The sequence below is a fragment of the Pseudorhodoferax aquiterrae genome (assembly GCF_014652235.1).
Taxonomy (GTDB): domain Bacteria; phylum Pseudomonadota; class Gammaproteobacteria; order Burkholderiales; family Burkholderiaceae_C; genus Pseudorhodoferax; species Pseudorhodoferax aquiterrae.
Genome location: NZ_BMYK01000015.1, coordinates 40827 through 64348, shown reverse-complemented (window position 1 = coordinate 64348; position 23522 = coordinate 40827). Strand labels below are relative to the sequence as shown.

Here is a 23522-nt window from a genome sequence, read left to right as displayed (position 1 = left end):
CCCGTGAATGTATCCGGGCTTCGGTCAGCGGGCGATTGGACACTTTGTCCTACATCAAGCCTGGCCCGCTGATGCGACGGTATATAGTGGCCCCAGGATAAGCAAGGGGCAAACCCACTGGAGACCGCTCGATGTCCAGCATCAGCCAAGCAGCAAACCTTCCCCTCTCGTTCGACGAGCGCCAGCATGGCCGCTTTCCGGAAACCGAGAACCACGTCGATCCCGGCGACATCGCCGTCGGCGTGGTGATCGGTCGGACCTCCGAATACTTCGACTTCTTCGTCTACGGCATCGCCTCGGTGCTGGTGTTCCCTGCGGTGTTCTTCCCGCAGATGCAGCGGCTGGACGGAACCCTGTGGTCGTTCGCGCTGTTCGCGCTGGCCTTCATCGCACGCCCGATCGGCACCGTGGTCTCCATGGCCATCCAGCGCCGCTGGGGCCGGGCCACCAAGCTGACCATCGCACTGTTCCTGCTCGGCTCCTCGACGGCCGGCATCGCCTTCCTGCCGGGCGCGGCCAGCCTGGGCGTCACCGCAGTATGGCTGCTGGCCGCGCTGCGCGTCGGCCAGGGCCTGGCCCTGGGCGGTTCCTGGGACGGTCTGCCCTCGCTGCTGGCGCTGAACGCGCCCAAAGGCCGGCGCGGTTGGTACGCGATGCTGGGCCAGCTCGGCGCGCCGATCGGCTTCATCCTGGCCAGCGCGCTGTTCGCGTACCTGTACGGCGCGCTGTCGCATGCCGACTTCCTCGACTATGGCTGGCGCTATCCCTTCTTCGTGGCCTTCGCGATCAACGTGGTGGCGCTGTTCGCCCGGCTGCGTCTGGTGGTGGCCGAGGACGTGGAAGAGCAACTGACCCAGCGCGAGCTGGAACCCGTGTCGGCCTCCGAACTGGTGCGCACGCAGGGTGCGAACGTGTTCATCGGCGCCTTCGCGGCCCTGGCCAGCTACGCACTGTTCCACCTGGTCACGGTGTTCCCGCTGTCCTGGATCCAGCTCTACACCGAGCAGTCCATCGTGCAGTTCCTGCTGATCCAGGTCCTGGGCGGTTTCCTGTGCGCGGCCAGCATCGCGGTCTCGGGCCGGCTGGCCGACCGCTACGGCCGGCGCCGCACGCTGGGCACGCTGGCTGCCATGATCGCGGTGTTCAGCGGCTTCGCACCCACGCTGCTGGACGGCGGCACGCTGGGCCAGGACGTGTTCATCCTGCTGGGCTTCATCCTGCTGGGCCTGTCCTACGGCCAGTCGTCCGGCACCGTGACGGCCAACTTCACGCCGCGCTACCGCTACACCGGCGCGGCGCTCACGTCCGACATCGCCTGGCTGGTCGGCGCGGCCTTCGCGCCCCTGGTGGCGCTGGGCCTGTCGGCACACTTCGGGCTGGGCTACGTGAGCGTCTACCTGCTCTCGGGCGCTGCCTGCACGCTGGGCGCGCTGGCCCTGAACCGCGCGCTCGAAGACCGCGAGCGCGACTGAGCCGATCCGTCAGGGCAGGGCGCTCAGCCCTGCACCGCGACGTCGATGTAGTAGAGCCCCCAGGGGCACAGCGCGAAGCGCTCGTGCACGGGCTTGTCCTTGAAGGCGGGCAGGTTGTCGGCGTCGTAGACCGCCCATTGCGGGCCCAGGCCACCCAGCGCCATGGGCTGGTCGTCGAGGTGCGTGGCCACCATCATGCGGTAGGCCTGCGCGTCGGCCAGCGAGACGATGGCGTTGTAGCCGTCGACCGCGCGCAGGCCCAGGCGCAGCGGGGCCTTGAGGTCGGCGTCGGCCTCGGCCAGCACAGTGGTCAGCAGCGGGCCGCTCAGCTTGTGCTTCTTGTTGTCGTACTCCAGCGTGGGCGTGATGTGCACGCGCGGCAGGCGTTGCAGCGCCGCGGCGTCGAACGCGAAGGCGGTGCTGAACTGCAGCTTGTGCTTGGCCATCATCTGGTCCAGCGCCTTGTCCAGCGGACCGCGGTTGCCTTTGCCGATCGCGCCGCCCACCGTGAGCAGCGTGGGCTGGCCGCCCGCGGCCGGCTTGGCGCCGCCCTGGGCCCGGGCCGTGCCGACGGCGGCCAGCGCCGCGCCGGCCAGGAAATCTCGCTTGTGCATGTCTTCTCCCATGGTTGATGGCGCGCGGATTATGGTGGGGCGACCGCCCGACTTGGGCCACAATGCCGCCCGGCCGACCCGCCGGGCGGCGCTCCATGTTCTTGTTCCCACAGTTCATCCATGTCCGCACGCCGTCTTCTCGTCATTCCCGCCAGCGCCCGCACCGGGTCCTTGAACGTCCAGCTGGCGCGCCATGCGGCGCGCACGGCGGAGGCGGCGGGCTGGCAGGCGCAGCTGCTGGATCTGCGCAGCCTGGCGCTGCCGGTGTACGACGGCGACCTGGAGGCCGCCGAGGGTGTGCCCGCCGGCGCGCTGGCCTTGCAGCAGGCGATTGCCGAGAGCACGGCGCTGCTGGTCGTGACGCCGGAGTACAACGGCTTTCCGACGCCGCTGTTCGTGAACGCCTTCGACTGGCTGTCGCGCATCCAGGCGGCCGACGGCCGTCCTGCAGGCCTGGCCAGCACCGCCGACAAGCCGGTCGGGCTGCTGTCGGCCTCGCCCGGGCCGCTGGGCGGCCTGCGCTCCATGAACTTCGTGCGGCAGTACCTGCAGATGGCCTTCGCCATGCTGGTGGTGCCGCAGCAGTTCGCGCTCGGCCGGGCGAACGAAGCGTTCGACGCCGAGGGCGGGCTGGCCGACGCGCGCGCGGCGCAGTCGGTGGTGCGCGTGCTCGACGCGCTGGCGCGGCTGGTGCCGGCCGGGCGCTGAGAACGTGTGAACGAGCCGCTCACACCCACGCGAGGCCCCCGATGAGCACCTGTTTCCATCATGTCCGTCGCGCCAGGGGCCTCGCCCTTCGGGCCGGAGCGCGCCAGGCCGCATGCGGGCGTTGCGGTCCTTGCCCGGGCACGAGCCCGGGCTGCGGCCCGCGCCTACGCCTGCGGCCCGCCGCACCCCGTCGTAAGCGCGATCGGTTCGTTCACACGTTCTGAGCGTCAGCCGGCGCGGGCTGCCAGGTCGGCCTGCATCGCGGCGGGCAGGCGCGCCAGCAGCCAGCGCATGGCCAGCGGCAGCAGCACGAGGTCGTCGACCGCGCCCAGGAACGGGATCGCGTCGGGCAGCAGGTCGACCGGGCTCAGCAGGTAGACCACGAGACCGGCGGCGGCCAGCTTGAACCAGCGCGGCGCGCGCGGGTCGCGCAGCGCCCACCAGAACCGCAGCAGGTCACCCCGGACCACGGTCCACAGCAGCGATACACGTTTGAACATCGACAGGTCTCCTTCGCCGGCCAGGGGGGCCGTCGCCCAGACATGGGGACCCGCACCGCCCGCACAAGGCCGGCAGACGCCTTGTTTCAAATCGGCTTTCTGCCGGACCGCTTGGCGGCGTACATGGCGTGGTCGGCGCCGGAGAGCAGCTCTTCGGCCGAAATGCCGCAACGCGGCCGGTAGACGGCGCTGCCGATGCTGACGGAGACCTGCACCGTGGCCGCCTCGAGCGCGAAGGGCGCGGCGATGGCGGCCTCGATCTTGGCGGCCACGCGCACCGGGTCGGCCACCGGGTCGTTGACCGGCTCGAGCAGCACCACGTACTCGTCGCCGGCCAGCCGGGCCACCGTGTCGGTCACGCGCACAGCCGCCACCAGACGCTGACCGACCTGGCGCAGCAGCGCGTCGCCGGCCTCGTGGCCATGGGTGTCGTTGACGGCCTTGAAGCCATTCAGGTCCAGGAACAGCAAGGCCAGGCTGTGGCCCTGGCGCTCCGAGCGCGCCAGCGCGGCGGGCAGGTTGCGCTGCAGCAGGCGGCGGTTGGGCAGGCCGGTCAGGGCGTCGCGCGTGGCCTCTTCCTCCAGCCGCAGTTCCAGCTCCTTGCTGGCCGTGGTGTCGAACACCAGCGCATGGAAGCCGTCGACCTGGCCATGGGCGTCGCGGTAAGGCAGGTAGATGGCGGTGCTGTGCCGGCGCTGGCCGTTCAGCACCATGCTGCGCTCGAACTGCACGCGTTCGCCCTGCAGCACGCGGGCCAGCTCGGGTTGCCACAGGCGCACGGCGGCATCGCCGTAGAGCGATTCCATGGTTTCACCGATCAAGGCGTCCGGGTCCCTGCCGAACCAGTCCAAATAGGCCCGGTTCGCAAAGCGGTAGCGCAGCGTGCGGTCGACATCGGCGACCAGCGCTGGAATGTTGTCGGTGATGCTGTGCAGCTGGGCCTGGCTCGCGCGGATCTGGGCCGTGCGTTCGGCGATGCGTTCCTCCAGGCCGGCGTTGACTTGCTCGAGTGCGGCACGGTCGCGCGCCTCGCGCGCATCGGCATCGGCCAGTGCACGCGACAGCAATTCGACCTCTCGGTACGCCGTCTCCGGCGGCACCGGCCGGGCCTGGCCGGCGGCGCGTGCGCCGACCGCTTCCGTCAGCCGGTGCAACGGCCGTGCCAGGCGACGGGCGGCCAGCGGTGCGCACAGCGCGGCCAGCAGGCACACGGCGATGCCGCCGATGGCCATCTCGCGCTGCAGCTGGTGGTAGTCGGCGAAGGCCACCTGTTCGGACTGGCGCACCACCACGACCCAGCCCACGCCGGGGTAGTTGCCCTCGCCCACCGTGGGCACGATGGCTGTGGCGTAGTGCCGGCCGTCACCCCAGTCGCGCATGGCCGCGCCCGCGGCGCCGCGCAGTTCGCCCACTGCCGGCAGGTCGAGCGGCTTGCCTTCGGTGCCGGCCGGTCCCAGCAGCACCATGCGCTTGGCGTCGACGACGAACAGTTCGGCCTGGTAGCGGGCCTGGGCCTGCGCCAGCAGGTTGCGCTGCAGATCGCGCGCCCATTCCCAGCTCAGGTGCGCGCCGAGCACGGCGTGCAGGCCGCCACCCCCTTCCCGGACCGGCATGGCAATGTCGACGAAACGCCACGGCTCCTGTTGCTGCGGCAACAGCTTTTCCAGCAGCAGGGCCGGGTGCACGTCGCCGACGAAGGCGCCCTGCACACCGCCCTGGAACCAGGGTCGTTTGGACACGTCCTGGCCTTCCAGCAGGCCCCCGGTGGCGGCTTCCACGCGGCCGTCGCGGTGCACGTAGCCGATCCAGGCGTACAGCGGAAAGCTCTGCTGCACACGCTCGAGCACGGCGCGCCGCTGCTCGGGCAACTGGCCCGGCTGCATGTCCTGCAGCCCGGAAAGGATGCGCAACTCCTCGTAGCGGTAGGCCATGCCGCGGTCCAGCTGCTCGCGCATCTGCCAGCCGATCTGCGCCAGCGCGGCGGTGGCCGTGCGCGTGGCATGGCGCTCGGCGAAACGTTCCACCAGGAACAGCAGCACGACCACCGCGACCAGCACGGCCCAGGCCAGGGCAATGGCGGTCCAGTGCGCAAGGCTGCGGCGGCGGAGGGGCGGCGCGGGCTGGGCCGTGGTGGTCATGTCCCGAATCTCATCAATTTTGTGGAGAAGCCGATCGACATTCTGGACGAAGTGGTGTTGTGCAGGCCGCAAGTGCCGTCTCCGGCTGGAAGTGCTGGGCCAGAATGCGGCCCAGACATGCCGACCGATGATCCGCACCCGAGTGAAGGCCCCCAAGCGGGTGTGCCGGGCGCGCGACCTCTGCCGGCACCGTGGCGCTGGCTGTTGCTGCTGCTGGCCTGCGTCTCCCTGGCCACCGGCGTGGTGGGGCTGTTCGTTCCGGGCCTGCCGACCACGGTGTTCGTGCTGATCGCGGCCTGGGCCGCGGCGCGCAGTTCGCCCAGGCTGCACCGCTGGTTGCTGGCACACCGGGTGTTCGGCCGGTTGATCCAGGACTGGCAGGCCGGCGGCTGTGTGAGCCGGCGCGCCAAGTGGAACGCGACGCTGGCCATGGCGGTCTGCGCCGCGGTGCTGCTGTGGCTGAACAGCCGCTGGTGGGTCAGCATGCTGGCCTGCGGCTGCATGGGCGCCGTGCTGTGCTGGCTGTGGCTGCGGCCCGAACCGGTGCCTCGCTGAGCCGCGCAGGCGCCCCGCAGAACTGCCGGACGCGCTGCGGCCGGACCGCCGCTACGGCTGCTGCTTCGGCGCCTTCAACGCCATGAGCTTGAGGTACTTGTAGAAGGTCGTTTCGGCGTTGTAGATGGCGATCAGGAAGCCTGCGCGCCCGTCCCGAAAACCCTGGCGGACCAGATAGGTCCGCACGAAGGCCCACAGACCGTGCACGATGGCGCTGCCCAACGAAGCCTTCTTGCCGCGCGCCTGCATGTCGCGCGCGCCGACGGCGGAATAGCGGTTGAGCTTCTCCAGCACGTCGTCCAGGTCCTGGTAGCTGTAGTGGATCAGGCTGTGGCGCAGGTCCCGACGCGTGCCGTCCACGGTCATGTGGGCGTGCAGCAGGTGGGCGGTGAAGCCGGCCTTCTCACGGCGCACCAGGCGCAGCGTGTAGTCCGGCCGCCAGCCGCTGTGGTGGATGAACTGGCCGCAGAAGCTGGACAGGCGCGGCAGTCGGTAGCCGTCGGCAGCGCCCGAGGCGATGGCCGCGCGGATCTCGGCCTGCAGCTCGGGGCTGATGCGCTCGTCGGCGTCCAGCGACAGCACCCAGTCGCCGCGCGCCATGGCGATGCCGCGCTGCTGCTGCGGCCCGTAGCCGGGCCAGTCGGTGGCGACGACGCGGGCGCCCTGTTCGGCCGCCAGGGCGGCGGTGGCGTCGGTGCTGCCCGAGTCCAGCACCAGGATCTCGTCGGCGAAGCTGGCCGAGCGCACGCACTCGGCGATGTGGAGGGCCTCGTTCTTGGCGGCGATGACGACGCTGAGGGTGGGGGAAGGCGAAGACATGGCGGGGATTGTCGGCGAGGCCTGTCAGCCGCGGGCCGCGGTCATGCGCCAGGCCAGCAGCGCGCCGGCCGCGCAGCACGACGCGGTCAGTGCCCAGGTCCATTGCCAGCCGCCCGCCAGCCGCGCGACCCAGCCGACCAGCGGTGGCAGCACGAACTGCCCGACCGCCGAGCACTGCTGCATCCAGCCGACCGTGGTGGCGACGGTGTCGCTGCCCGGTGCCAGCCGCACGCACAGCGCGAACAGCGTGGCCGGCACCAGGCCGCCGAGCAGCGAGAACAGCAGCACGGCGCCGGTGCGGACCGCGGGCCCGGCGTCCAGGGCCGGTCCGAAGGCCAGGGCCGCGCCCAGGGCCATGGCGGCGAAGCCGGTCCACAGCAGCGTGCGCGGCGCCGCACCGTGCCGCAGCAGCCGGCCCGCGGCGATGTTGCCGACGATGTTGACGGCCGCCACCAGCGCGGTGAGTGCGCCGGCCAGCTGGGGACCGACCTGGGCCTGTGCGAACACCGTGGGCAGGAATCCGACCACGGCCAACCACTGGCCGGCGTACATCGCGAAACTCGCGCCGAGCAGCCAGGGCCCGGGCGCTGTCAGCGTGCGGCGCAACCGCGTGGCCCAGGCGCTGTGCCCCGGAGCCGTGCCGCGCCCGTCGGGCGGCAGCGCCAGCCACAGCAGCGCCGCCATGGCCAGCGAGGGGGCGGCCAGCAGCCACCACCAGCCCGACCAGCCCAGCAGCGGCAGCAGCCAGGGGCCGGCCAGCAAGGCCGTCGCCGTGCCCAGCGGCATGTAGGCGCCCCACAGGCCGAGCTTGGCATCGAGTTCGCCGGCCTCGGCCACCCGGCGGATCAGGCTGGGCCCGGGCGTCACGGCCAGCAGGAAGCCGAAGCCCTCCAGCGCACGCAGGGCGAGCAGGGCGGTCGCGTCCTGGGCAAAACCCCCGGCCAGGCTGGCCGCGCTCAACAGCACCAGGCCCGCGGCCATGCAGCGCTTGAGGCCCAGGCTCTCGCCGGCCAGGCCGACCGCCAGGCCCAGGCCCATGCCGGCCAGCTGGACCAGGGAGAGCAGGAAGCCCGCCTGCACCAGCGACAGCTGCAGCGCCTCGCGCAGCACGGGCAGGGCCGGTGGCAGCTTGCCCACGTGCAGTGCAGCCGTGACGCCGGCCAGCACCACGGCCAGCGCCGGACCATGGCGCTGCGGCTTCACTCCGGCAGGCCCAGGCCGTACAGGCGGGCGTAGGCGCCGTCGCGGGCCAGCAGTTCGGTGTGGGAGCCCATTTCGACGATGCGGCCGGCTTCCATGACGACGATGCGGTCGGCGTGCTGCACGGTCGACAGCCGGTGGGCGATGACCAGCGTGGTGCGGCCCTGCATCAGCCGCTGCAGCGCGGCCTGCACGGCACGCTCCGACTCGGTGTCCAGGGCCGAGGTGGCCTCGTCCAGGATCAGCACGGGCGCATCCTTGTAGAGCGCTCGGGCGATCGCCAGGCGCTGGCGCTGGCCGCCGGAGAGCTGGGCCGCGTTGTGGCCGACCGGCGTGTCCATGCCCTGCGGCAGTTCGGCGACCAGCTTGTCCAGGTTGGCGTCGGCCAGGCAGCGCGCCAGCCGCGCACGGTCCAGCGGCTGGCCCAGCGCCACGTTGGCGGCCACGCTGTCGTTGAGCATGACGACATGCTGGCTGACCACGGCGAACTGGCGCCGCAGTGCCGCGAGGTCCCAGTCCTGCACGGCATGGCCGTCCAGCGCCACGCGGCCCGCGGTGGGCTCGAGGAAGCGCGGCAGCAGGTTCACCAGCGTGGTCTTGCCGGCACCGGAGGCACCGACGAGCGCCACGGTCTCGCCCGCGGCAACGCGCAGGTCCAGCGCATCGAGGGCTGGTTGGGCGGTGCCGTCGAACTGCACGGTCACGCCCTGCAGCACGATGTCCCCGCGTGCGCGCGGCAGGCTGAAGCTGCCGCCGCGCTCGTCCTCGGTCTGCTGCATGAGCTCCAGCGCGCGTTCGATGGCGGCCAGGCCGCGCGTGATCGGATTGGCCACTTCCGACAAGTGCTTGATCGGCGACACCAGCAGCAGCATCGCGGTGATGAAGGCGACGAAGCTGCCGACCGAGGTGCCGCCATCGGCGCTTTGCACGAGCGCGATGGCGATCACGGCCGACATGGCCACGGCCACCAGCATCTGGGTCAGCGGCGACATGGTGGAGGAGGCCACGATGGATTTCATCGACAGCTGGCGCAGCCGCTCGCTGAGTTCGTTGAAACGCTGCTGCTGCAAGGCCTGCGCGGCTTGCAGCCGCACGTCGCGGTGGGCCAGCACGTTCTCCTCGACCACGTAGGCCAGCGCGTCGGTGGAGCTCTGGCTGGCCCGTGTGAGCTTGTACAAGCGGCGCGACAGCACACCCATGACCCATGCGACCGCGGGAATCAGCAGCGCCACGATCAGGGTCAGCTTCCAGTTCAGGTAGAGCAGGTAGCCCACCAGCGCCAGCAGCGTGAGGCTGTCGCGCGAGAACGCCATGATGGCGCCGACCAGCACCTGCGAGCCGGTCTGCACCTCGTAGACCACCGTGTTGGCCAGCGAGCTGGCCGACTGGCTGCGGAACAGCCGCAGGTCGCCGGACAGGATCTTGGCGAACAGTTCACGCCGCAGCTGCAGCAGGCCCTGGTTGGCGATGCGCCCGAGTGCGTAGTTGGCCGTGAACGCCGCCAGCCCGCGCAGGCCGAACAGGCCCAGCAGTGCCACCGGGATCGCCCACAGGGGCAGGCCGTCGCGCTGGAAGCCGCGGTCCAGCAGCGGTTTCAGCAGGGCCGGGATCATGGGCTCCGTCGCCGCGACCACGGCCGTGGCCAGCACCAGCAGCACCCAGCCCGCACGGGCCGACCGGAAGTAGGGCCAGACCCGGCGCAGGCGCTGGCCGATGGAGGCCTTGGGCGCGGCGGTCGGCTCGGTCATGCGGCTCGGCCCTGCGGCGCCGACCAGTCGGCCGTGCGCAAGTTCAGGGCCATCAACAGGCCGATGGTGACGCAGAAGAAGTCGCCGATGGCCGCGTCGAACAGGATGGAGTTGAACATGCAGGAGATCAGCAGGGCGGACATGGCCGAGACGCCTGCACGCACGGCAGGCCGCTCGCCCAGGCACAGGTCGCGGTAGAGAAAATACAGTTCCATGCGCAGGAGCGCAGGCGCGGCATTATCGGTGCCACACGGTGCCGAGTCGGCCATTGGGACTCTGCTATCCTCGCGGGCTGTGGCGCACCCGCCACCGTCCCCCCCCCACAGCAGCCTCCCGTGCCAAGTCACCTCACATCCCTGTGCCTGCGGCCGTCGGCGGGTGGATGTTCTCGGGCGCGGCGTGCGCGTCTGCCAGCCATGTCGGGCGCGGGATTGCGCTTCTGTCCTATCGCGGGCCGGCGCCGCGGAACCGAGGATGGTCGGTGGCCGCGTGACCAACATTTTGAAACCTTGAGCGGGAACTTCCTGGGGCTGATCTGACCCGAGTGGCTCGCGTTCATTACATTTCTTCCATGCCATTTGAGTTTTCCTCCCGCCGCCGGCAATGTGTCGCAGGCCTGGCGCTGGCCGGCGCCTTGCCCGCCTGGGCGCAGTTCCGCGTCGAAGTGACGGGCGTGGGCCTGACCCAGCTGCCGATCGCTGTCGCCACCTTCCGGGGCGACGATCAGTCGCCGCAGAAGATCGCCGCCATCGTGCAGGCCGACCTGGAACGCAGCGGCCAGTTCCGCGGGGTCGATGTCTCGGGTGCCGCACTCGACGAAGCCTCCCGGCCCGACATGTCGCTGTGGCGCCAGCGCGCCGCAGACTCGCTCTTGACCGGCAGCGTGACGCGTCTGGCCGATGGCCGCTTCGACGTGCGCTTCCGTCTGTGGGACGTGGTGCGTGGCCAGGACCTGGGCGGTCAGAGCTACAGCGTGGTGCAGGCCGACCTGCGCCTGTCGGCCCACCGCATTGCCGACTATGTCTACGAGAAGCTGACCGGCGAACGCGGCGTGTTCTCCACGCGCATCGCCTACGTGACGCGCGCCGGCCAGCGCTACACGCTGTGGGTGGCCGATGCCGATGGCGAGAACAGCCAGACCGCGCTGGCCAGCCCCGAATCCATCATCTCGCCGGCCTGGTCGCCGACCGGCCAGCAACTGGCCTACGTGTCCTTCGAGTCGCGCAAGCCGGTGGTCTACGTGCACGACGTGGCCAGCGGCCGGCGCCGGCTGGTGGCCAACTTCCGCGGCTCCAACAGCGCGCCGGCCTGGTCGCCGGACGGCCGCACGCTGGCCGTCACGCTCACGCGCGATGGCGGCTCGCAGCTCTACGCCATCGACAGCAACGGCGGCGAGCCGCGCCGGCTGACCCAGTCCAACAGCATCGACACCGAGCCCGCCTTCTCGCCTGACGGCAAGAGCCTGTATTTCGTGAGCGACCGCGGCGGCGCGCCGCAGATCTACCGCATGCCCTCGTCCGGCGGCGCGGCCGAGCGCGTGACCTTCAGCGGCAGCTACAACATCTCGCCGGCGCTGAGCCCGGATGGGCGCTGGCTGGCCTACGTGTCGCGCATCGGCGGCGCGTTCCGCCTGCAGGTCATGGAACTGGCGAGCTCCACCGTGGCCGGCATCACCGACACCACGGCCGACGAGCGCCCGAGCTTCGCGCCCAACAGCAAGCTCCTGGTCTATGCCACGGTGCAGAACGGCCGCGAGGCGCTCATGACGACCACGCTGGACGGCAAGATCAAGGCCCGCCTGGCCGGCCAGGCGGGCGACATCCGCGAGCCCGACTGGGGCCCGTTCCTGAAGGCTTGAGCATCGGTTTTTTTGTCAAAAAGGGGAGTGTGTAAATGAAGCAGTTCGTATTGACCGCGATCGTCGCCGCCGCTCTGGTGGGTTGCAGTTCGCCCGTGAAGCTGGACGACGTGCCGGTGCAGGACAAGGCCGGCACCTCGGCCTCGACCATCGGCTCGCAAGGCGCTGGCGCCGGCAACGTGGGCCAGAGCAGCGTGGCACCCGTGGACCTGAGCAAGTCCAACGACCTGGCCGCCGGCCCGGCCGGTGCCCGCACCGTCTACTTCGGCTACGACAGCTACAGCATCGAAGCCACCGAGCAGACCACGATCGAGAACAACGCGCGCTTCCTGCGCGCCGACCGCAACCGCAAGAGCGTGGTCGAAGGCCACACCGACGAGCGTGGCGGCCGCGAATACAACCTGGCCCTGGGCCAGAAGCGTGCCGAGGCCGTGCGCCGTTCGCTGGTGCTGCTGGGCGTGGCCGACAACCAGGTCGAAGCCGTGAGCTTCGGCAAGGAAAAGCCGGCCGTGCAGGGCTCCGACGAGGCGGCCTACGCCAAGAACCGCCGCGCCGAAATCACCTACCGTTGAAGCGCATGCGCACCACTGCAGTGATGCGCGCGGGCGCGCGCGCGGCCGCTGCGGCGTGCCTGGGCATGGCGTTGCTGGCCAGCATGCCGGCGCACGCGCTGTTCGGCGACGACGAGGCGCGGCGCGCGATCCTGGAGCTGCGCCAGCGCCACGATGCGTTGCAGGCCGCGCAGCAGAATTCCGCGGAAGAACTGCGCCGGGTGAACGACGAGAACACCCAGATGCGCCGCAGCCTGCTGGACCTGCAGACCCAGATCGACGCCCTGCGCGCCGACCTGGCCAAGTCGCGCGGCCAAGAGGAGCAGCTGGCCCGCGATGTCGCCGAGATGCAGCGCCGCCAGAAGGACATTGCCCAGGGCGTGGACGAGCGGCTGCGCAAATTCGAGCCGGCCAAGGTGACGGTGGACGGCCGCGAGTTCCTGGCCGACCCGGCCGAAACGCGCGACTACGATGCGGCGCTGGCCGTGTTCCGCAAGGGCGATTTCGCGGCCGCCGGCAACGCCTTCACCGAGTTCATGAAGCGCTACCCGCAGAGCGGTTACCGCGCGCTGGCCCTCTTCTGGCTGGGCAACGCGCAGTACGCCACGCGCGAGTACCAGGCCGCCGTCGGCAATTTCAAGAACATGCTGACGGTGGACGCCAACCATCCGCGCGCGCCCGAAGCTGCGCTGTCGATCGCCAACTGCCAGCTGGAGCTCAAGGAAGTGCGCGGCGCGCGCAAGACGCTGGAAGACCTGATCAAGGTCTACCCGCAGTCCGAAGCCGCCGCCGCCGCCAAGGACCGTCTGGCCAAGATGCGCTGAGCGCCGCCACCCTGCCTGCACGCCGTGCGCACGAAGGAGCAGGCGGCGGTGGATGCCCACCTCGGCGCCGCGCGCCCTGCTTCATGCGCCACGTCATCTACAACGCGAGTTCCGAGTTGGCTGCCTTCGTGTTCGAAGGCTTCAGCGATCAAGACACCCGCCTGATTCCCTACCGGGAAATGCCGGACAGCTGGACCGGGCGGGTCGGCCGGGGCGTCGAATCCAGGTTCCCTGGCACCCGGCTCGGGCTGTACCCGGATGCGGGGACGCGGACGCGGCTGCGCAAGATCGCGCCCACGGATGTGGTGCTCTTCTTCGCGATGGAGAACCTCAACAACATCGCCAGCGTGGCGAAGTACATCCGGGCGCAGACGCGCCACGTCTTTCTCTGGAATCCGGTCGCCAGGATCAGGGGCGACCTGGCCCATAGCCGGCGGCAGCTTCACAAGCTGCAGCAGATCGTCGACGCCATCCACACCTTCGACCAGGAGGATGCCGCGGCCTACGGATTGCATTTCACGCCCCAACCCTACCGGCATGTGCCCGCCTTGGCGGACGCTGGCAAGCGGCATGCGTTCTATTTCTCCGGCGTGGACAAGGGGCGCCTCGGTCTGCTGCTGGAGCTCAAGGCGGCCATCGGGCAACTGGGGATGTCCGCACAGTTCCATGTCGTCGCCGACAAGGGCAAGGACTACGCGCCAGCGTTGCAGGCGCATCTGCAGGCGGGCTGGATCCCGTATGCGCGCAACCTGCTCGAGAGCCAGCACGCCGATTGCCTGGTGGAGATCGTGCAAGAGCACCAATCCGGCCCCACGCTGCGCAGCATGGAGGCGCTGTTCCTGCAGAAGAAGATCGTCACCAACCGCCTCTCTGCGCGCGAGGACGCCTACTTCGACCCCGACCGGGTGCTGGTCATCACGCGTGTCGACGCTGCAGAGATCGGCGCCTTCATGCGCCGGCCGTTCCGACCCGTCGATCCGGCCCTGCTGGCGCCGCACGAGATCCATACTTGGGTCCGGCGGGTCGCACCGCTGGAGCGGCGCGCCGCCCGGTGAGGTCGGGGTCTTCCTAGAATTGCGCCGATGCAGTCCCCCGACATTTCGCTGCTGACGCACCAGGTGCTATGGGCAGCGCTCGCGCTGTCCGTGGTCTTCGGCGCCATTGCACAGCGCACGCATTTCTGCACCATGGGCGCCGTCAGCGATGCGGTGCACATGGGCGACTGGACGCGCATGCGCCAATGGGCCCTGGCGGCTGGCGTGGCCACGATCGGCTTCGGCGCGCTGGTGTTCTTCGGGCAGGTCGATCCGTCCAGGACGCTGTACGCATCGCACCGCTGGCTGTGGCTCTCGGCACTCGCAGGCGGCGGCATGTTCGGTTTCGGCATGGTGCTGGCATCGGGATGCGGCAGCAAGACGCTGGTGCGCATCGGCGGCGGCAGCCTCAAGGCCGTGGTCGTGTTCGTGGTGATGGCCGTTGCTGGGTTCGCGACATTGCGCGGTGTCACTGCCGTGCTGCGTGCGGGCTCGGTCGATCAGATGGCCTGGCAACTGGCCACCCAGGCCGCGTTGCCGCAGCTGGTGGCGCCGGCCACGGGCTGGAGCCTGCCCGTCGCCAGCCTGGCCCTGGGTCTGCTCGTCGGGGGGGCACTTGTGTTCTGGGCCTTGGTCGGCAAGGGCTTCCTGCGCGCCGACAACCTGCTGGCCGGACTCGGCGTCGGGGCGGTGCTGGTGGCCATGTGGTGGGTCAGCGGCCATCTCGGGCATGTACCCGAACATCCCGAGACGCTGGAAGAAGCCTACCTCGCGACCAACTCGGGCCGCATCGAGGCGCTGAGCTTCGTCGCCCCCCTGGCGCATACGCTGGACTGGCTGCTCTTCTTCAGCGACCGCAGCAGGGTCTTGACGCTGGGCATCGTGTCGGTCGCCGGCGTGGTCGCTGGCTCCTGGGCCATGGCGCTCATCTCGCGCAGCTTCCGCTGGGAAGGCTTTGGCGACACCGAAGACCTGGCCAACCACTTGATCGGTGCCGTGCTGATGGGCGTGGGCGGCATCACGGCCATGGGCTGCACCGTCGGCCAGGGGCTGTCGGGCCTGTCCACGCTGAGCCTGACCAGCTTGGTGGCCGTCGCGGCCATCCTGGCCGGCGCGGTTCTCGCGCTGCGCTACCAGCGCTGGCGCCTGGAGCGCCTGCCATGACGGCGCTGGACGAACCCGATCTGGCGCGGCGCTTCGGCGGCCTGGAGCGGCTCTACGGCGTGGCCGGGGCCGGCGCGATCCGCCGCGCGCACGCCGTCGTGGTGGGCATCGGTGGCGTCGGCTCGTGGGCTGCGGAGGCACTGGCGCGCAGTGGCGTGGCGCAGTTGACGCTGGTCGACATGGACCATGTCGCCGAGTCGAACATCAACCGCCAGATCCACGCGTTGGACAGCACCGTGGGCCAGGCCAAGGTGCTGGCCATGCGCGAGCGCATCGCACAGATCCATCCGGGCTGCCGCGTGGATGCTGTCGACGACTTCGTGACGCCCGAGAACTGGCCCGCCTTGCTGCCGGCCGATGCCGACGCCGTGATCGACGCCTGCGACCAGGTGGCCGCGAAGACGGCCATGGCGGCCTGGTCCCGCAGTGCGGCCGCGCAGCGCCGGCTGTTCATCGGCGTGGGCGCGGCCGGCGGCAAGCGCCTGGCGCATGCCGTGCAGATCGAGGATCTGGCCGCGGTCACGCACGATCCGCTGCTGGCCCAGGTTCGCCAACGCTTGCGCAAGCACCACCGAGCCCCGCGCGACGGCAAGCGCATGGGCGTGGCCTGCGTGTTCAGCCGTGAGCCCGTGGCGCCGCCCGACCCCTCCTGTGCGATCGCAGGGGACGGCAGCCTGAACTGCCACGGCTACGGGTCCGTCGTCAGCGTGACGGCCACCTTCGGCCAATGCGCCGCGGGCTGGGTGCTCGACCAAATTGCACGGCGCGTGCAAAAAGCCTGATTCGTCTGGCTATAATCGTAGGCTTTGCTGCAGACAGCAGTGGGACGTTAGCTCAGTTGGTAGAGCAGCGGACTTTTAATCCGTTTGTCACTGGTTCGACCCCAGTACGTCCTACCACCCATTGTCTTCTTGGGACATCCGCCATGCCGTCGATGTTCAAGTTCTTCCCCCGTTTCCGTTCCACCCTTCGTCCATGACGGACGAGGAGGCCATGGCGCTCGCGCTCGCGCAGGCACGCAGCGCGGCCGCGCGCGGCGAAGTTCCGGTCGGCGCGGTCGTGCTGCACCAGCGGCAGGTGGTGGCGACGGGGGCCAACGCGCCGATCGGGCAGTGCGATCCCACGGCGCATGCGGAAGTCGTTGCCCTGCGGGCGGCTGCCCGCGCGCTGGGCAACTACCGGCTCGAGGACTGTGAACTGTTCGTCACGCTGGAGCCCTGTGCCATGTGCAGCGGCGCGATGCTGCACGCGCGCCTGTCGCGCGTGGTCTACGGCGCGGCCGATCCCAAGACCGGCGCCGCCGGTTCGGTGCTCGATCTGTTCGCCCAGAACGCACTGAACCACCACACGCGCGTGCGCCGCGGCGTCCTGGGGGAGGCCTGCGGAGCGCTGTTGCGCGACTTCTTTCAGCAGCAGCGCCAGGCGCAGGCCCACGCACGCGTGCCCTTGCGCGAAGACGCGCTGCGCACGCCGGCCGGGCGCTTCGCGGGGCTGGCGGACTACCCATGGCATGGCCAGTACATCCGCAGCCTGCCGAGCCTGGCCGGTTTGTCGATGCACTACCTGGACGAGCGAGGGCAGGGCTCTGGCCGGCCCTTGACGCTGCTCTGTGTCCATGGTGCCGAAGGCTGGAGTCACGACTTCCGTACCCTGCTGCCGGTCTGGCGCGACGCCGGACACCGCGTCGTCGCCATCGACCTGCCGGGCTTCGGCATGAGCGACAAGCCCAAGAAGGAGAGCGCGCACAGTCCGGCCTGGCACCGCGCGGTGCTCGAGGAATTCGTGCAGACCCTCGATCTGCACGACATCGTGCTGGTGCTGCTGGGCAGAGGCGGCCTGCTGGCGCTGGATCTGCCGCAGCGGGCACCGGCACGCTACCGCGGCCTGGTCGCCCTGGCCCCCGATTTGTCGGCGGCGGTGGCGATGCGTCCGGACGCCGCGCCATGGCCGGCGATGTGGCAGCCTGCGCAGGTGCGGCATGCGCTGCAACTGCTGCAGCAGGAGCCGCGCGGTGAAGCGGACGGCACGCCCTTTCCCGACGCGGGCCACCGCGCCGGGCCGCGCGCGTTCCAGCGCTGGGCGGGCGACGACGCCGTGGCGCCGGACTGGTCCGCCGCACAGCCGCCGCCGGCCGCTGGCGGCGAGGCCGCGCTCGCGCGCCAGCTGCTCGACGGATTCACGGTGGGATACTCCCGCCCGTGAATCCCAAGCACATCTACATTTATTCCCCCGCCGGCGCCGTGCGCGACAAGGCCGCGTTCAAGCGCGCGGTGCAGCGCTTGCGCGGGCAAGGCCACGCCGTCGAGATCGACGAGGCCGCGCTGAAGAGCCACATGCGCTTTGCCGGTGACGACGACACGCGGCTGGCTGCAGTGCACCGCGCTGCGGCCAGCGGCGCGGATATCGCACTGATCTCGCGTGGCGGCTACGGCCTCACGCGCATCCTGGACCGCATCCGCTACCCGGTGCTGGCGCGTGCCGCAGAGCGCGGCCTGCGCTTCGTCGGCCACAGCGACTTCACGGCCCTGCAGCTGGCGCTGCTGGCACGCGCTGGCGGCACCAGCTGGGCCGGCCCCGCGCTGTGCGGCGACTTCGGCGGCGAGGAAGAGCCCGACGAGATCATGCAGGCCTGCTTCGACGATCTGCTGCTGGGGCAGGGCGAGGGCACGGGCTGGCGCATCGGCCGTGACGATCCGATGCCGGCCCCGCGCGCGCGGCGCGGTGCGGCCGCTACCGCGCAAGTGCCGCCCTCCTGGAGCATCCGCGACGCCACGCTGTGGGGCGGCAACCTGGCCGTGCTGAGCGGCATGGTCGGCACGCCCTATCTGCCGGACGTACGCGGCGGCATCCTGTTCCTGGAAGACGTGAACGAGCACCCGTACCGGATCGAGCGCATGCTCACGCAGCTGTTGCATGCCGGCGTGCTGGCCCGCCAGAAGGCCGTGGTGCTCGGCCAGTTCACGGGCTACCAGACGGTGGCGCACGACCGCAACTTCCGCATGGCCACGGTGGTGGCCTGGCTGCGCAGCCAGCTCAAGGTGCCGGTCTTCACCCAATTGCCATTCGGCCATGTGCCCACCAAGGTGTTGCTGCCGGTCGGTGCCAAGGTGCAGATGGTGGTGGAGAACCGGGAGGCGCTGCTGTTCTGGGGCCACCTGGAAGGCAGCCACCACGGTCACGGCGACCACGCGCACTGAGCCCGCGGCAGGCGACATCCCCTACACTGCGGGCATCTTCCCGTCACCCACCCGCAGCACCATGGGCGTTCAGGCCACGGTTGTTTTTGCAGACCTATCGGACAGCACGGCGTTCTTCGAGACGTTGGGCAACGAGAAGGCGACGGCGACCATCACACGGCTCACGCAATGGATCGGCGCCATCTGCGAGGCCCACCGCGGGCGCGTGGTCAAGACCCTGGGCGACGGCATCCTGGCCGTGTTCGAGCAGGCCATCGATGCGGCCGATGCCGTCATCCAGATGCAGCGCGGGCACCGCATCCGGCTGGAGCAATGGCCCGAGCCCTTGCGCATGGAGATCAAGGCCGGCGTGGCGCGTGGCGAGGTGGTGGAAGTCGACGGCGACTGCTACGGCGACGCCGTCAACGTGGCCGCGCGCCTGAGCGATCTGGCCGGCGGCAGCGAGATCTGGGCCACGGCGTCCGTGGTCGATGGTGTCGATGAAGGCCACGGCCTGCGCTTTCGCAGCCTGGGCTCGGTCACGCTGCGCGGCAAGGCCGAGCCGCTCGCGCTGTTCAAGGTGGAATGGGAGGAAGACATCGCCTCCGACTTCCTGACCCAGCAGGCCGTGCTGGCGCGGCCCGTGGTCGCCGAAGCCCCAGCGTCGAGCCGCATCCAGTTGCAGCACCTGGACCTCTCGCTGAGTTTTCACGCGCGCGAACTGCCGGTGCATCTGGGCAGGAACGAACATGCCGAAGTGGTCGTCAACGATCCACGCGTATCCCGCCTGCACGCGCGCATCGAATCGCGCAGCGGTGGCTTCGTGCTGATCGACCTCAGCAGCTTCGGCACCTGGGTGCGTTTCTCCGGCAGCGATTCGGACATCGCACTGCGGCGCGACGAATGCCAGCTCCACGGCACCGGAGAGATCGCGCTGGGCGTCCCGCACGGCGACCTCAGTGCGCCGACCGTGACCTTTTCCATCAACGGCGGCACACAACGCTGACCGGCGTACTGCGAGGAATCTCTGATGCGATGGTTCAAGCGCCTCGGCGCCGTTGTGCTGTTCCTCGTTCTGGCCGGACTGCTGGTGCTGGGCATGTACGTCTGGCGCAGCTTCCCGCAGCGCGACGGCACGCTGCGCGTGCAGGGCCTGCAAGGCGCCGTCACGGTCGAGCGGGACGCCTCCGATGTCACGCACATCAAGGCGGCGTCGGCACGGGACGCCTGGTTCACACTGGGCTTCGTGCATGCGCAGGAGCGGGGCTGGCAACTGGAGTTCAACCGGCGCGTGATGCGCGGCACGCTGTCCGAGGTGCTGGGCGAAGCCACGCTGGAAACCGACAAGCTCATGCGCACACTGGGCATCATGCAGGCGGCCGAGCGCCAGCTCGATCGCATGCCGCCCGAGGCGCGGGCGGCGCTGGAAGCCTACAGCGAGGGCATCCAGTCCTTCTACGCGAACCGGCCGCAGGCATTGCAGCCGGAGTTCCTGCTGCTCGGCGTGCGCCCCGGCCGGACCGGCACGGCCTGGGAGGCCGTGGACTGCGTCGGCTGGTCACTGATGATGGCGCTCGATCTCGGCGGCAACTGGGGCACGGAGTTCGCGCGCCTGTCCGCCGCCCAGGTCGTGGACACGCCCCGGCTGTGGGAGCTGTTTCCGCCATACCCTGGTGAGCCGCCGGCCTCCGCGGTGGATTTCGCAGCGCTGTACCGCCAGTTGGGCATCTACCGCGCCGAGCCGCCGGCCAGCCCGAAGACCTCGCGCGCGCCGGGCGCCACCCCGGTCGCGGCCCGGTTGCTCGACGACGCGGCGCGCGCTTGGTCGCAAGCCTTCGTGCGCGATGCCGGACTGTCCGAGGGCAAGGGCAGCAATGCCTGGGTCGTCAGCGGAAGCAACACGGCTTCGGGCAAGCCCCTGCTTGCGAACGATCCCCACCTGGGCCTCAGCGCGCCGGCGATCTGGTACTTCGCGCGCCTGCAGGCGCCCAAGCTCGACGTGATCGGTGCCACCTTGCCGGGGCTGCCGTTCGTGGTGCTCGGCCGCACCCGCACGGCCGCCTGGGGTTTCACGAACACCGGCCCCGACGTGCAGGACCTGTATATCGAGCAGATCAAGCCGGACGACCCGACGTCCTACCGGGTGGACGATGTCCAGGGCCAGGCCGCCTGGGCCAGGTTCGAACAACGCACGGAGACCATCCGCGTCAAGGGCAGGGCGGATGTCCAGCACCTCGTGCGCAGCACGCGCCACGGGCCGGTGCTCAGCGATGCGCAGAGCGCGCATGCCAAGCTGATCGACCTGAACCGCTACGTGCTGGCGTTGCGCTGGACGGCCCTGGAAGCGGACAACAAGACGGCCCTGGCCATGCAGCGCGTGAACGAGGCTGGCACCGTCGGCGAGCTGCTTTCCGCCTTCTCCGACTACCACTCGCCGATGCAGAACGTGATGATGGCCGACACGACCGGCCGCATCGCCTACAAGGCCGTGGGCCGCGTGCCATTGCGCCGACCTGACAACGACATCCGCGGCATCGCGCCCGCACCCGGCTGGGATCCGCGCTACGCGTGGTCCGGCTGGCTGCCCTATGCCGACACCCCGGCGCACGGGGCAGGCGAGGGCGATCAGCCGGCCTGGATCGCCAACGCCAACCAGCGTCCGACCCCACCGGACTATCCGTACTTCATCGGGCAGGACTGGGCAGTGCCCTACCGATTCGACCGCATCGTCGAGCGGCTGGGCGCCACGCCGCACCACGACGCGCAGAGCATGGCGCGGCTGCAGGGCGACACGGTGTCGCTCGCCACGCAGCGGCTGCTGCCCTTTCTGCGCAAGGCCTCTTCCAGCCATCCCCTGGCGCTCGGGGTGCAGCGCATGCTGCAAAGCTTCGACGGCGACATGCGCGGCGACAGCGCGGCCGCCCTCGTGTTTTCCGTGTGGGCGGATGAACTCACGCGGGGCCTGCTGGTGCCACGCCTGGGACAGGAACGCTTCGATGCGCTGTACGGCAAGCGGCATTTCCGCAGCACGGTGGAGACCGCGCTTGAGTCCGACGACGCCTGGTGGTGCGCGCCGGGCGGTTGCGCCGAGCAGGCCGGCCAGGCGCTCACGCGGGCCCTGGACCGGCTGTCCAAGCTTTACGGCGACGATCCATCGCGCTGGCGCTGGGACGCGGCCCACATGGCGCTGAGCGTCCACCGGCCATTCGGCAACGTCGAGCTGCTGGCCCGCTGGTTCGACGTGCGGGTGCCCACGGGCGGCGACACCTTCACTGTGAACGTGGGGCAATACTGGCCGAACGACGCGAAGAACCCCTTCGCCAGCCGCCACGCTGCATCCCTGCGCGCGGTCTATGACCTCGCGGATCCCGAACGCAGCCAGTTCATATACCAGACGGGGCAGAGCGGTTTGGTGTTCGCCAGCCGCTACCGTGACATGGTGAAGGAATGGTCGCACACCGAGTATCGATTTTTGCGCATGGCGCCCGAAAGCATTCCGCATACACTCCAACTAGTACCATGAACTGTTCGACACAGGCGCTTAAACTGCGTGGTTTTTGAACAGATGACGGTGCAAGGCGGTTTCCGGCGGCTCCACCTACATCCCAACATCGAGATGAGTAAAAAGGCAAAGATCGAGTTCGAGGACATGAACCTGCAGGTCGGCGTCCGCCTGCAAATCATGCCCAAACAGGCGAGCAGTCCGACTGTGCAGTACACATCGCTGATCGGCTTTGTGGTGGACGACTATCTGCTGATGCAGGTCCCGCAGCAGGATGGCAAACCGGTCGAGACCGCGGCTGGGGCCGAAGTGGCATTGCGCGTGTTTTCCGGCGTGTCGGTGTTCACCTTCGATTCGCGCATCGAAGCCGTGTTGAGCAAGCCCCGACCGCTCATGCTGCTGTCGTTCCCGACCAACATCCAGAAGGTCGGGCTGCGGAAAGCGGTGCGCGTCAAAGCCAACATCCCCGTACGCGTCGTCAACCCGACGAACCGCGAGCTGGTGAAGGAGGCGACGCTGTCGGACATCAGCCTGTCCGGCGCCTTGGTATCGACGCCCAATCCGCTGGGCGCGGTCGGCGACACCATCGAGATCAATTTCTCCATCCTCGTGCAGTCGCAGAACGAAGAAGTCGCCATTTCGACGACAGCCTCGATCCGCAGCGTGCAGCAGGCGGTCGGCACGGCGCCTGATGGCGGAGCCTTCTATACCGTCTATACCTACGGCATCAATTTCCTCGACATCGATGCGACGCACCAGGCCTTGCTGCAGAACTATGTCTACGAAACGCTGTTGATCCATCGCAACTGAAGTAGAGCAGGATTTCGCATCCTGCTTTCGTCGTCAGCGCAAATTAACATAATATACATCGTATCAATCGGCACAAGGTAGTGCGAGGGGCCGCTATGGTCAGCACCCGATTGCGCCAGAGCCTACAATCGCTGTACATAAACGCAGTGCCAATGCACTCGTCGTGGCGCCGAGACCAAGCCCCACACCAGCACGCCGCATGCAAGCCGACCTGTTCGCCGACGACGCCGTCCAGTCCATTCCTGGTCTGCGGTACGCGCCCGACTTCCTGAGCGTGGAGGAAGAACTGCAGTTGCTCGCGCTCGTGCGGACACTGCCTCTAGTTCCGGCGAAATACAAGGACTACACGGCACGCCGCCAGGTGGTCAGTTTCGGCAGCAGCTACGACTTCGACACGAACACCTTGCGGCCCGGGATGGCGCTCGACGAGCGACTGCTGCCCTTGCGTGACCGCGTCGCCGGCTGGCTCGGCGTGGACCGCGATCAGCTGGTGCAGGTTCTGGTGGCCGCGTACGCGCCCGGCACGCCGCTGGGCTGGCACCGCGATGTGCCGGACTTCGAGACCATCGCCGGCGTCTCTCTGGGCAACGCGGCCCTGCTTCGGTTCAGACCCTACCCACCCGGCGCGGCCGCCAGGCGCCAGGTGGTCCAGCTGCACGTGGCGGCACGGTCCATCTACAGGCTGGCGGGCGCGTCCCGCTGGGCCTGGCAGCACTGCGTGCCGGCGGTGAAGGCGCAGCGGTGGTCCATCACCTTCCGCACGCCGCGCCAACCCGCCAGGCGCAGCTAGTGCGGCGCTTGCGGCAAGCCTTACCACAAGCCGCCGCGCCAGGGCCGTCGACCGGCCAG

The 23522-nt window shown here is 69.7% G+C and carries 22 protein-coding genes and 1 tRNA gene; 16 read left to right on the top strand and 7 right to left on the bottom strand.

Annotation, left to right across the window (positions count from 1 at the left end; genetic code table 11):
* Positions 1–131: 131 nt before the first annotated feature.
* A complete protein-coding gene (locus IE209_RS20845; RefSeq protein ID WP_189688831.1) occupies positions 132–1472 on the top strand; it encodes an MFS transporter in 1341 nt (446 codons plus the stop codon).
* A 23-nt stretch (positions 1473–1495) separates the two neighbouring features.
* Here the strand turns inward: IE209_RS20845 and IE209_RS20840 are convergent, their stop codons facing one another.
* Positions 1496–2086 (bottom strand): putative pterin-binding protein, encoded by a 591-nt coding sequence (locus IE209_RS20840; RefSeq protein ID WP_189688830.1) that lies wholly within the window; start codon positions 2084–2086, stop codon positions 1496–1498.
* Positions 2087–2206: 120 nt separating this feature from the next.
* Between IE209_RS20840 and IE209_RS20835 the strand changes: the two genes are divergently transcribed.
* Positions 2207–2794, top strand: a complete 588-nt coding sequence (locus tag IE209_RS20835) for an NADPH-dependent FMN reductase (RefSeq protein ID WP_189688829.1) — start codon at positions 2207–2209, stop codon at positions 2792–2794.
* A gap of 227 nt (positions 2795–3021) precedes the next feature.
* Here IE209_RS20835 and IE209_RS20830 read toward each other — a convergent pair whose 3' ends face one another.
* Both IE209_RS20830 and IE209_RS20825 read right to left on the bottom strand, forming a co-directional pair.
* Positions 3022–3294 (bottom strand): YkvA family protein, encoded by a 273-nt coding sequence (locus IE209_RS20830; RefSeq protein WP_145548209.1) that lies wholly within the window; start codon positions 3292–3294, stop codon positions 3022–3024.
* An 86-nt stretch (positions 3295–3380) separates the two neighbouring features.
* The gene (locus IE209_RS20825) at positions 3381–5432 is read right to left on the bottom strand and encodes a diguanylate cyclase domain-containing protein (RefSeq protein WP_189688828.1); all 2052 of its coding nucleotides are present in this window, start codon (positions 5430–5432) and stop codon (positions 3381–3383) included.
* Positions 5433–5549: 117 nt separating this feature from the next.
* On the opposite strand from IE209_RS20825, the gene IE209_RS20820 reads away from it, so the two are divergent.
* Positions 5550–5987 (top strand): YbaN family protein, encoded by a 438-nt coding sequence (locus IE209_RS20820; RefSeq protein WP_189688827.1) that lies wholly within the window; start codon positions 5550–5552, stop codon positions 5985–5987.
* Positions 5988–6038: 51 nt separating this feature from the next.
* On the opposite strand, the gene IE209_RS20815 is transcribed toward IE209_RS20820, so the two are convergent.
* The 4 genes from IE209_RS20815 to IE209_RS20800 are packed head-to-tail and all read right to left on the bottom strand — an operon-like array spanning position 6039 to position 9969.
* Positions 6039–6806 carry a glycosyltransferase family 2 protein gene (locus IE209_RS20815; RefSeq protein ID WP_189688826.1) on the bottom strand — a complete coding sequence of 256 codons (768 nt, stop codon included), beginning with the start codon at positions 6804–6806 and terminating at the stop codon, positions 6039–6041.
* A gap of 24 nt (positions 6807–6830) precedes the next feature.
* On the bottom strand, positions 6831–8009 hold the full coding sequence (locus IE209_RS20810) for an MFS transporter (protein ID WP_189688825.1): 1179 nt from the start codon (positions 8007–8009) through the stop codon (positions 6831–6833).
* On the bottom strand, positions 8006–9754 hold the full coding sequence (msbA, locus tag IE209_RS20805; protein ID WP_189688824.1) for a lipid A export permease/ATP-binding protein MsbA: 1749 nt from the start codon (positions 9752–9754) through the stop codon (positions 8006–8008). The genes IE209_RS20810 and msbA overlap by 4 nt, the downstream gene beginning before the upstream one ends.
* On the bottom strand, positions 9751–9969 hold the full coding sequence (locus tag IE209_RS20800) for a hypothetical protein (protein WP_189688823.1): 219 nt from the start codon (positions 9967–9969) through the stop codon (positions 9751–9753). Before IE209_RS20800 ends, msbA begins: the two co-directional genes overlap by 4 nt.
* A 356-nt stretch (positions 9970–10325) precedes the next feature.
* Here IE209_RS20800 and tolB point away from each other — a divergent pair, with 356 nt between their 5' ends.
* The 13 genes from tolB (at position 10326) to IE209_RS20735 (ending at position 23463) form a co-directional block, all read left to right on the top strand.
* Positions 10326–11612 carry a Tol-Pal system beta propeller repeat protein TolB gene (gene tolB / locus IE209_RS20795; protein WP_189688822.1) on the top strand — a complete coding sequence of 429 codons (1287 nt, stop codon included), beginning with the start codon at positions 10326–10328 and terminating at the stop codon, positions 11610–11612.
* 35 nt (positions 11613–11647) lie between these two features.
* The gene (gene pal, locus IE209_RS20790; protein ID WP_145548229.1) at positions 11648–12184 is read left to right on the top strand and encodes a peptidoglycan-associated lipoprotein Pal; all 537 of its coding nucleotides are present in this window, start codon (positions 11648–11650) and stop codon (positions 12182–12184) included.
* A 5-nt stretch (positions 12185–12189) separates the two neighbouring features.
* Positions 12190–12987, top strand: coding sequence for a tol-pal system protein YbgF (gene ybgF / locus IE209_RS20785; protein ID WP_189688821.1), 798 nt, complete (start codon positions 12190–12192; stop codon positions 12985–12987).
* A gap of 83 nt (positions 12988–13070) precedes the next feature.
* Positions 13071–14042 carry a WaaS/CpsH family glycosyltransferase gene (locus IE209_RS20780; protein WP_189688820.1) on the top strand — a complete coding sequence of 324 codons (972 nt, stop codon included), beginning with the start codon at positions 13071–13073 and terminating at the stop codon, positions 14040–14042.
* Between the two features lie 27 nt (positions 14043–14069).
* Positions 14070–15185 carry a YeeE/YedE family protein gene (locus IE209_RS20775; RefSeq protein ID WP_189688819.1) on the top strand — a complete coding sequence of 372 codons (1116 nt, stop codon included), beginning with the start codon at positions 14070–14072 and terminating at the stop codon, positions 15183–15185.
* Positions 15182–15967 (top strand): tRNA threonylcarbamoyladenosine dehydratase, encoded by a 786-nt coding sequence (locus IE209_RS20770; protein WP_189688818.1) that lies wholly within the window; start codon positions 15182–15184, stop codon positions 15965–15967. The genes IE209_RS20775 and IE209_RS20770 overlap by 4 nt, the downstream gene beginning before the upstream one ends.
* Positions 15968–16008: 41 nt before the next feature.
* Positions 16009–16084: transfer RNA gene (locus IE209_RS20765), tRNA-Lys, on the top strand.
* A gap of 76 nt (positions 16085–16160) precedes the next feature.
* Complete coding sequence (gene tadA / locus IE209_RS20760; protein WP_189688817.1) at positions 16161–17387, top strand: tRNA adenosine(34) deaminase TadA; 1227 nt, start codon at positions 16161–16163, stop codon at positions 17385–17387.
* The gene (locus tag IE209_RS20755) at positions 17384–18382 is read left to right on the top strand and encodes an LD-carboxypeptidase (protein WP_229882967.1); all 999 of its coding nucleotides are present in this window, start codon (positions 17384–17386) and stop codon (positions 18380–18382) included. The genes tadA and IE209_RS20755 overlap by 4 nt, the downstream gene beginning before the upstream one ends.
* A gap of 61 nt (positions 18383–18443) precedes the next feature.
* Positions 18444–19367, top strand: a complete 924-nt coding sequence (locus tag IE209_RS20750) for an adenylate/guanylate cyclase domain-containing protein (protein ID WP_189688816.1) — start codon at positions 18444–18446, stop codon at positions 19365–19367.
* Positions 19368–19391: 24 nt separating this feature from the next.
* Entirely contained in the window at positions 19392–21884 is a 2493-nt protein-coding gene (locus tag IE209_RS20745; protein WP_189688815.1) for a penicillin acylase family protein, read from the top strand.
* Positions 21885–21926: 42 nt separating this feature from the next.
* Positions 21927–22673 (top strand): flagellar brake protein, encoded by a 747-nt coding sequence (locus IE209_RS20740; protein WP_189688814.1) that lies wholly within the window; start codon positions 21927–21929, stop codon positions 22671–22673.
* Positions 22674–22872: 199 nt separating this feature from the next.
* Entirely contained in the window at positions 22873–23463 is a 591-nt protein-coding gene (locus IE209_RS20735) for an alpha-ketoglutarate-dependent dioxygenase AlkB (protein ID WP_189688813.1), read from the top strand.
* The last annotated feature ends 59 nt before the right edge of the window (positions 23464–23522 follow it).

Bases quoted from the DNA above. Each gene is read 5' to 3' on its own strand.
- IE209_RS20840 (WP_189688830.1), bottom strand. From the start codon at position 2,086: ATGCACAAGCGAGATTTCCTGGCCGGCGCGGCGCTGGCCGCCGTCGGC.
- IE209_RS20735 (WP_189688813.1), top strand. From the start codon at position 22,873: ATGCAAGCCGACCTGTTCGCCGACGACGCCGTCCAGTCCATTCCTGGT.
- IE209_RS20800 (WP_189688823.1), bottom strand. From the start codon at position 9,969: ATGGAACTGTATTTTCTCTACCGCGACCTGTGCCTGGGCGAGCGGCCT.
- tadA (WP_189688817.1), top strand. From the start codon at position 16,161: ATGACGGACGAGGAGGCCATGGCGCTCGCGCTCGCGCAGGCACGCAGC.
- IE209_RS20835 (WP_189688829.1), top strand. From the start codon at position 2,207: ATGTCCGCACGCCGTCTTCTCGTCATTCCCGCCAGCGCCCGCACCGGG.
- IE209_RS20830 (WP_145548209.1), bottom strand. From the start codon at position 3,294: ATGTTCAAACGTGTATCGCTGCTGTGGACCGTGGTCCGGGGTGACCTG.
- tolB (WP_189688822.1), top strand. From the start codon at position 10,326: ATGCCATTTGAGTTTTCCTCCCGCCGCCGGCAATGTGTCGCAGGCCTG.
- IE209_RS20780 (WP_189688820.1), top strand. From the start codon at position 13,071: ATGCGCCACGTCATCTACAACGCGAGTTCCGAGTTGGCTGCCTTCGTG.
- IE209_RS20775 (WP_189688819.1), top strand. From the start codon at position 14,070: ATGCAGTCCCCCGACATTTCGCTGCTGACGCACCAGGTGCTATGGGCA.
- msbA (WP_189688824.1), bottom strand. From the start codon at position 9,754: ATGACCGAGCCGACCGCCGCGCCCAAGGCCTCCATCGGCCAGCGCCTG.
- IE209_RS20820 (WP_189688827.1), top strand. From the start codon at position 5,550: ATGCCGACCGATGATCCGCACCCGAGTGAAGGCCCCCAAGCGGGTGTG.
- IE209_RS20845 (WP_189688831.1), top strand. From the start codon at position 132: ATGTCCAGCATCAGCCAAGCAGCAAACCTTCCCCTCTCGTTCGACGAG.
- pal (WP_145548229.1), top strand. From the start codon at position 11,648: ATGAAGCAGTTCGTATTGACCGCGATCGTCGCCGCCGCTCTGGTGGGT.
- IE209_RS20825 (WP_189688828.1), bottom strand. From the start codon at position 5,432: ATGACCACCACGGCCCAGCCCGCGCCGCCCCTCCGCCGCCGCAGCCTT.
- IE209_RS20750 (WP_189688816.1), top strand. From the start codon at position 18,444: ATGGGCGTTCAGGCCACGGTTGTTTTTGCAGACCTATCGGACAGCACG.
- IE209_RS20815 (WP_189688826.1), bottom strand. From the start codon at position 6,806: ATGTCTTCGCCTTCCCCCACCCTCAGCGTCGTCATCGCCGCCAAGAAC.
- IE209_RS20740 (WP_189688814.1), top strand. From the start codon at position 21,927: ATGACGGTGCAAGGCGGTTTCCGGCGGCTCCACCTACATCCCAACATC.
- IE209_RS20770 (WP_189688818.1), top strand. From the start codon at position 15,182: ATGACGGCGCTGGACGAACCCGATCTGGCGCGGCGCTTCGGCGGCCTG.
- IE209_RS20745 (WP_189688815.1), top strand. From the start codon at position 19,392: ATGCGATGGTTCAAGCGCCTCGGCGCCGTTGTGCTGTTCCTCGTTCTG.
- ybgF (WP_189688821.1), top strand. From the start codon at position 12,190: ATGCGCACCACTGCAGTGATGCGCGCGGGCGCGCGCGCGGCCGCTGCG.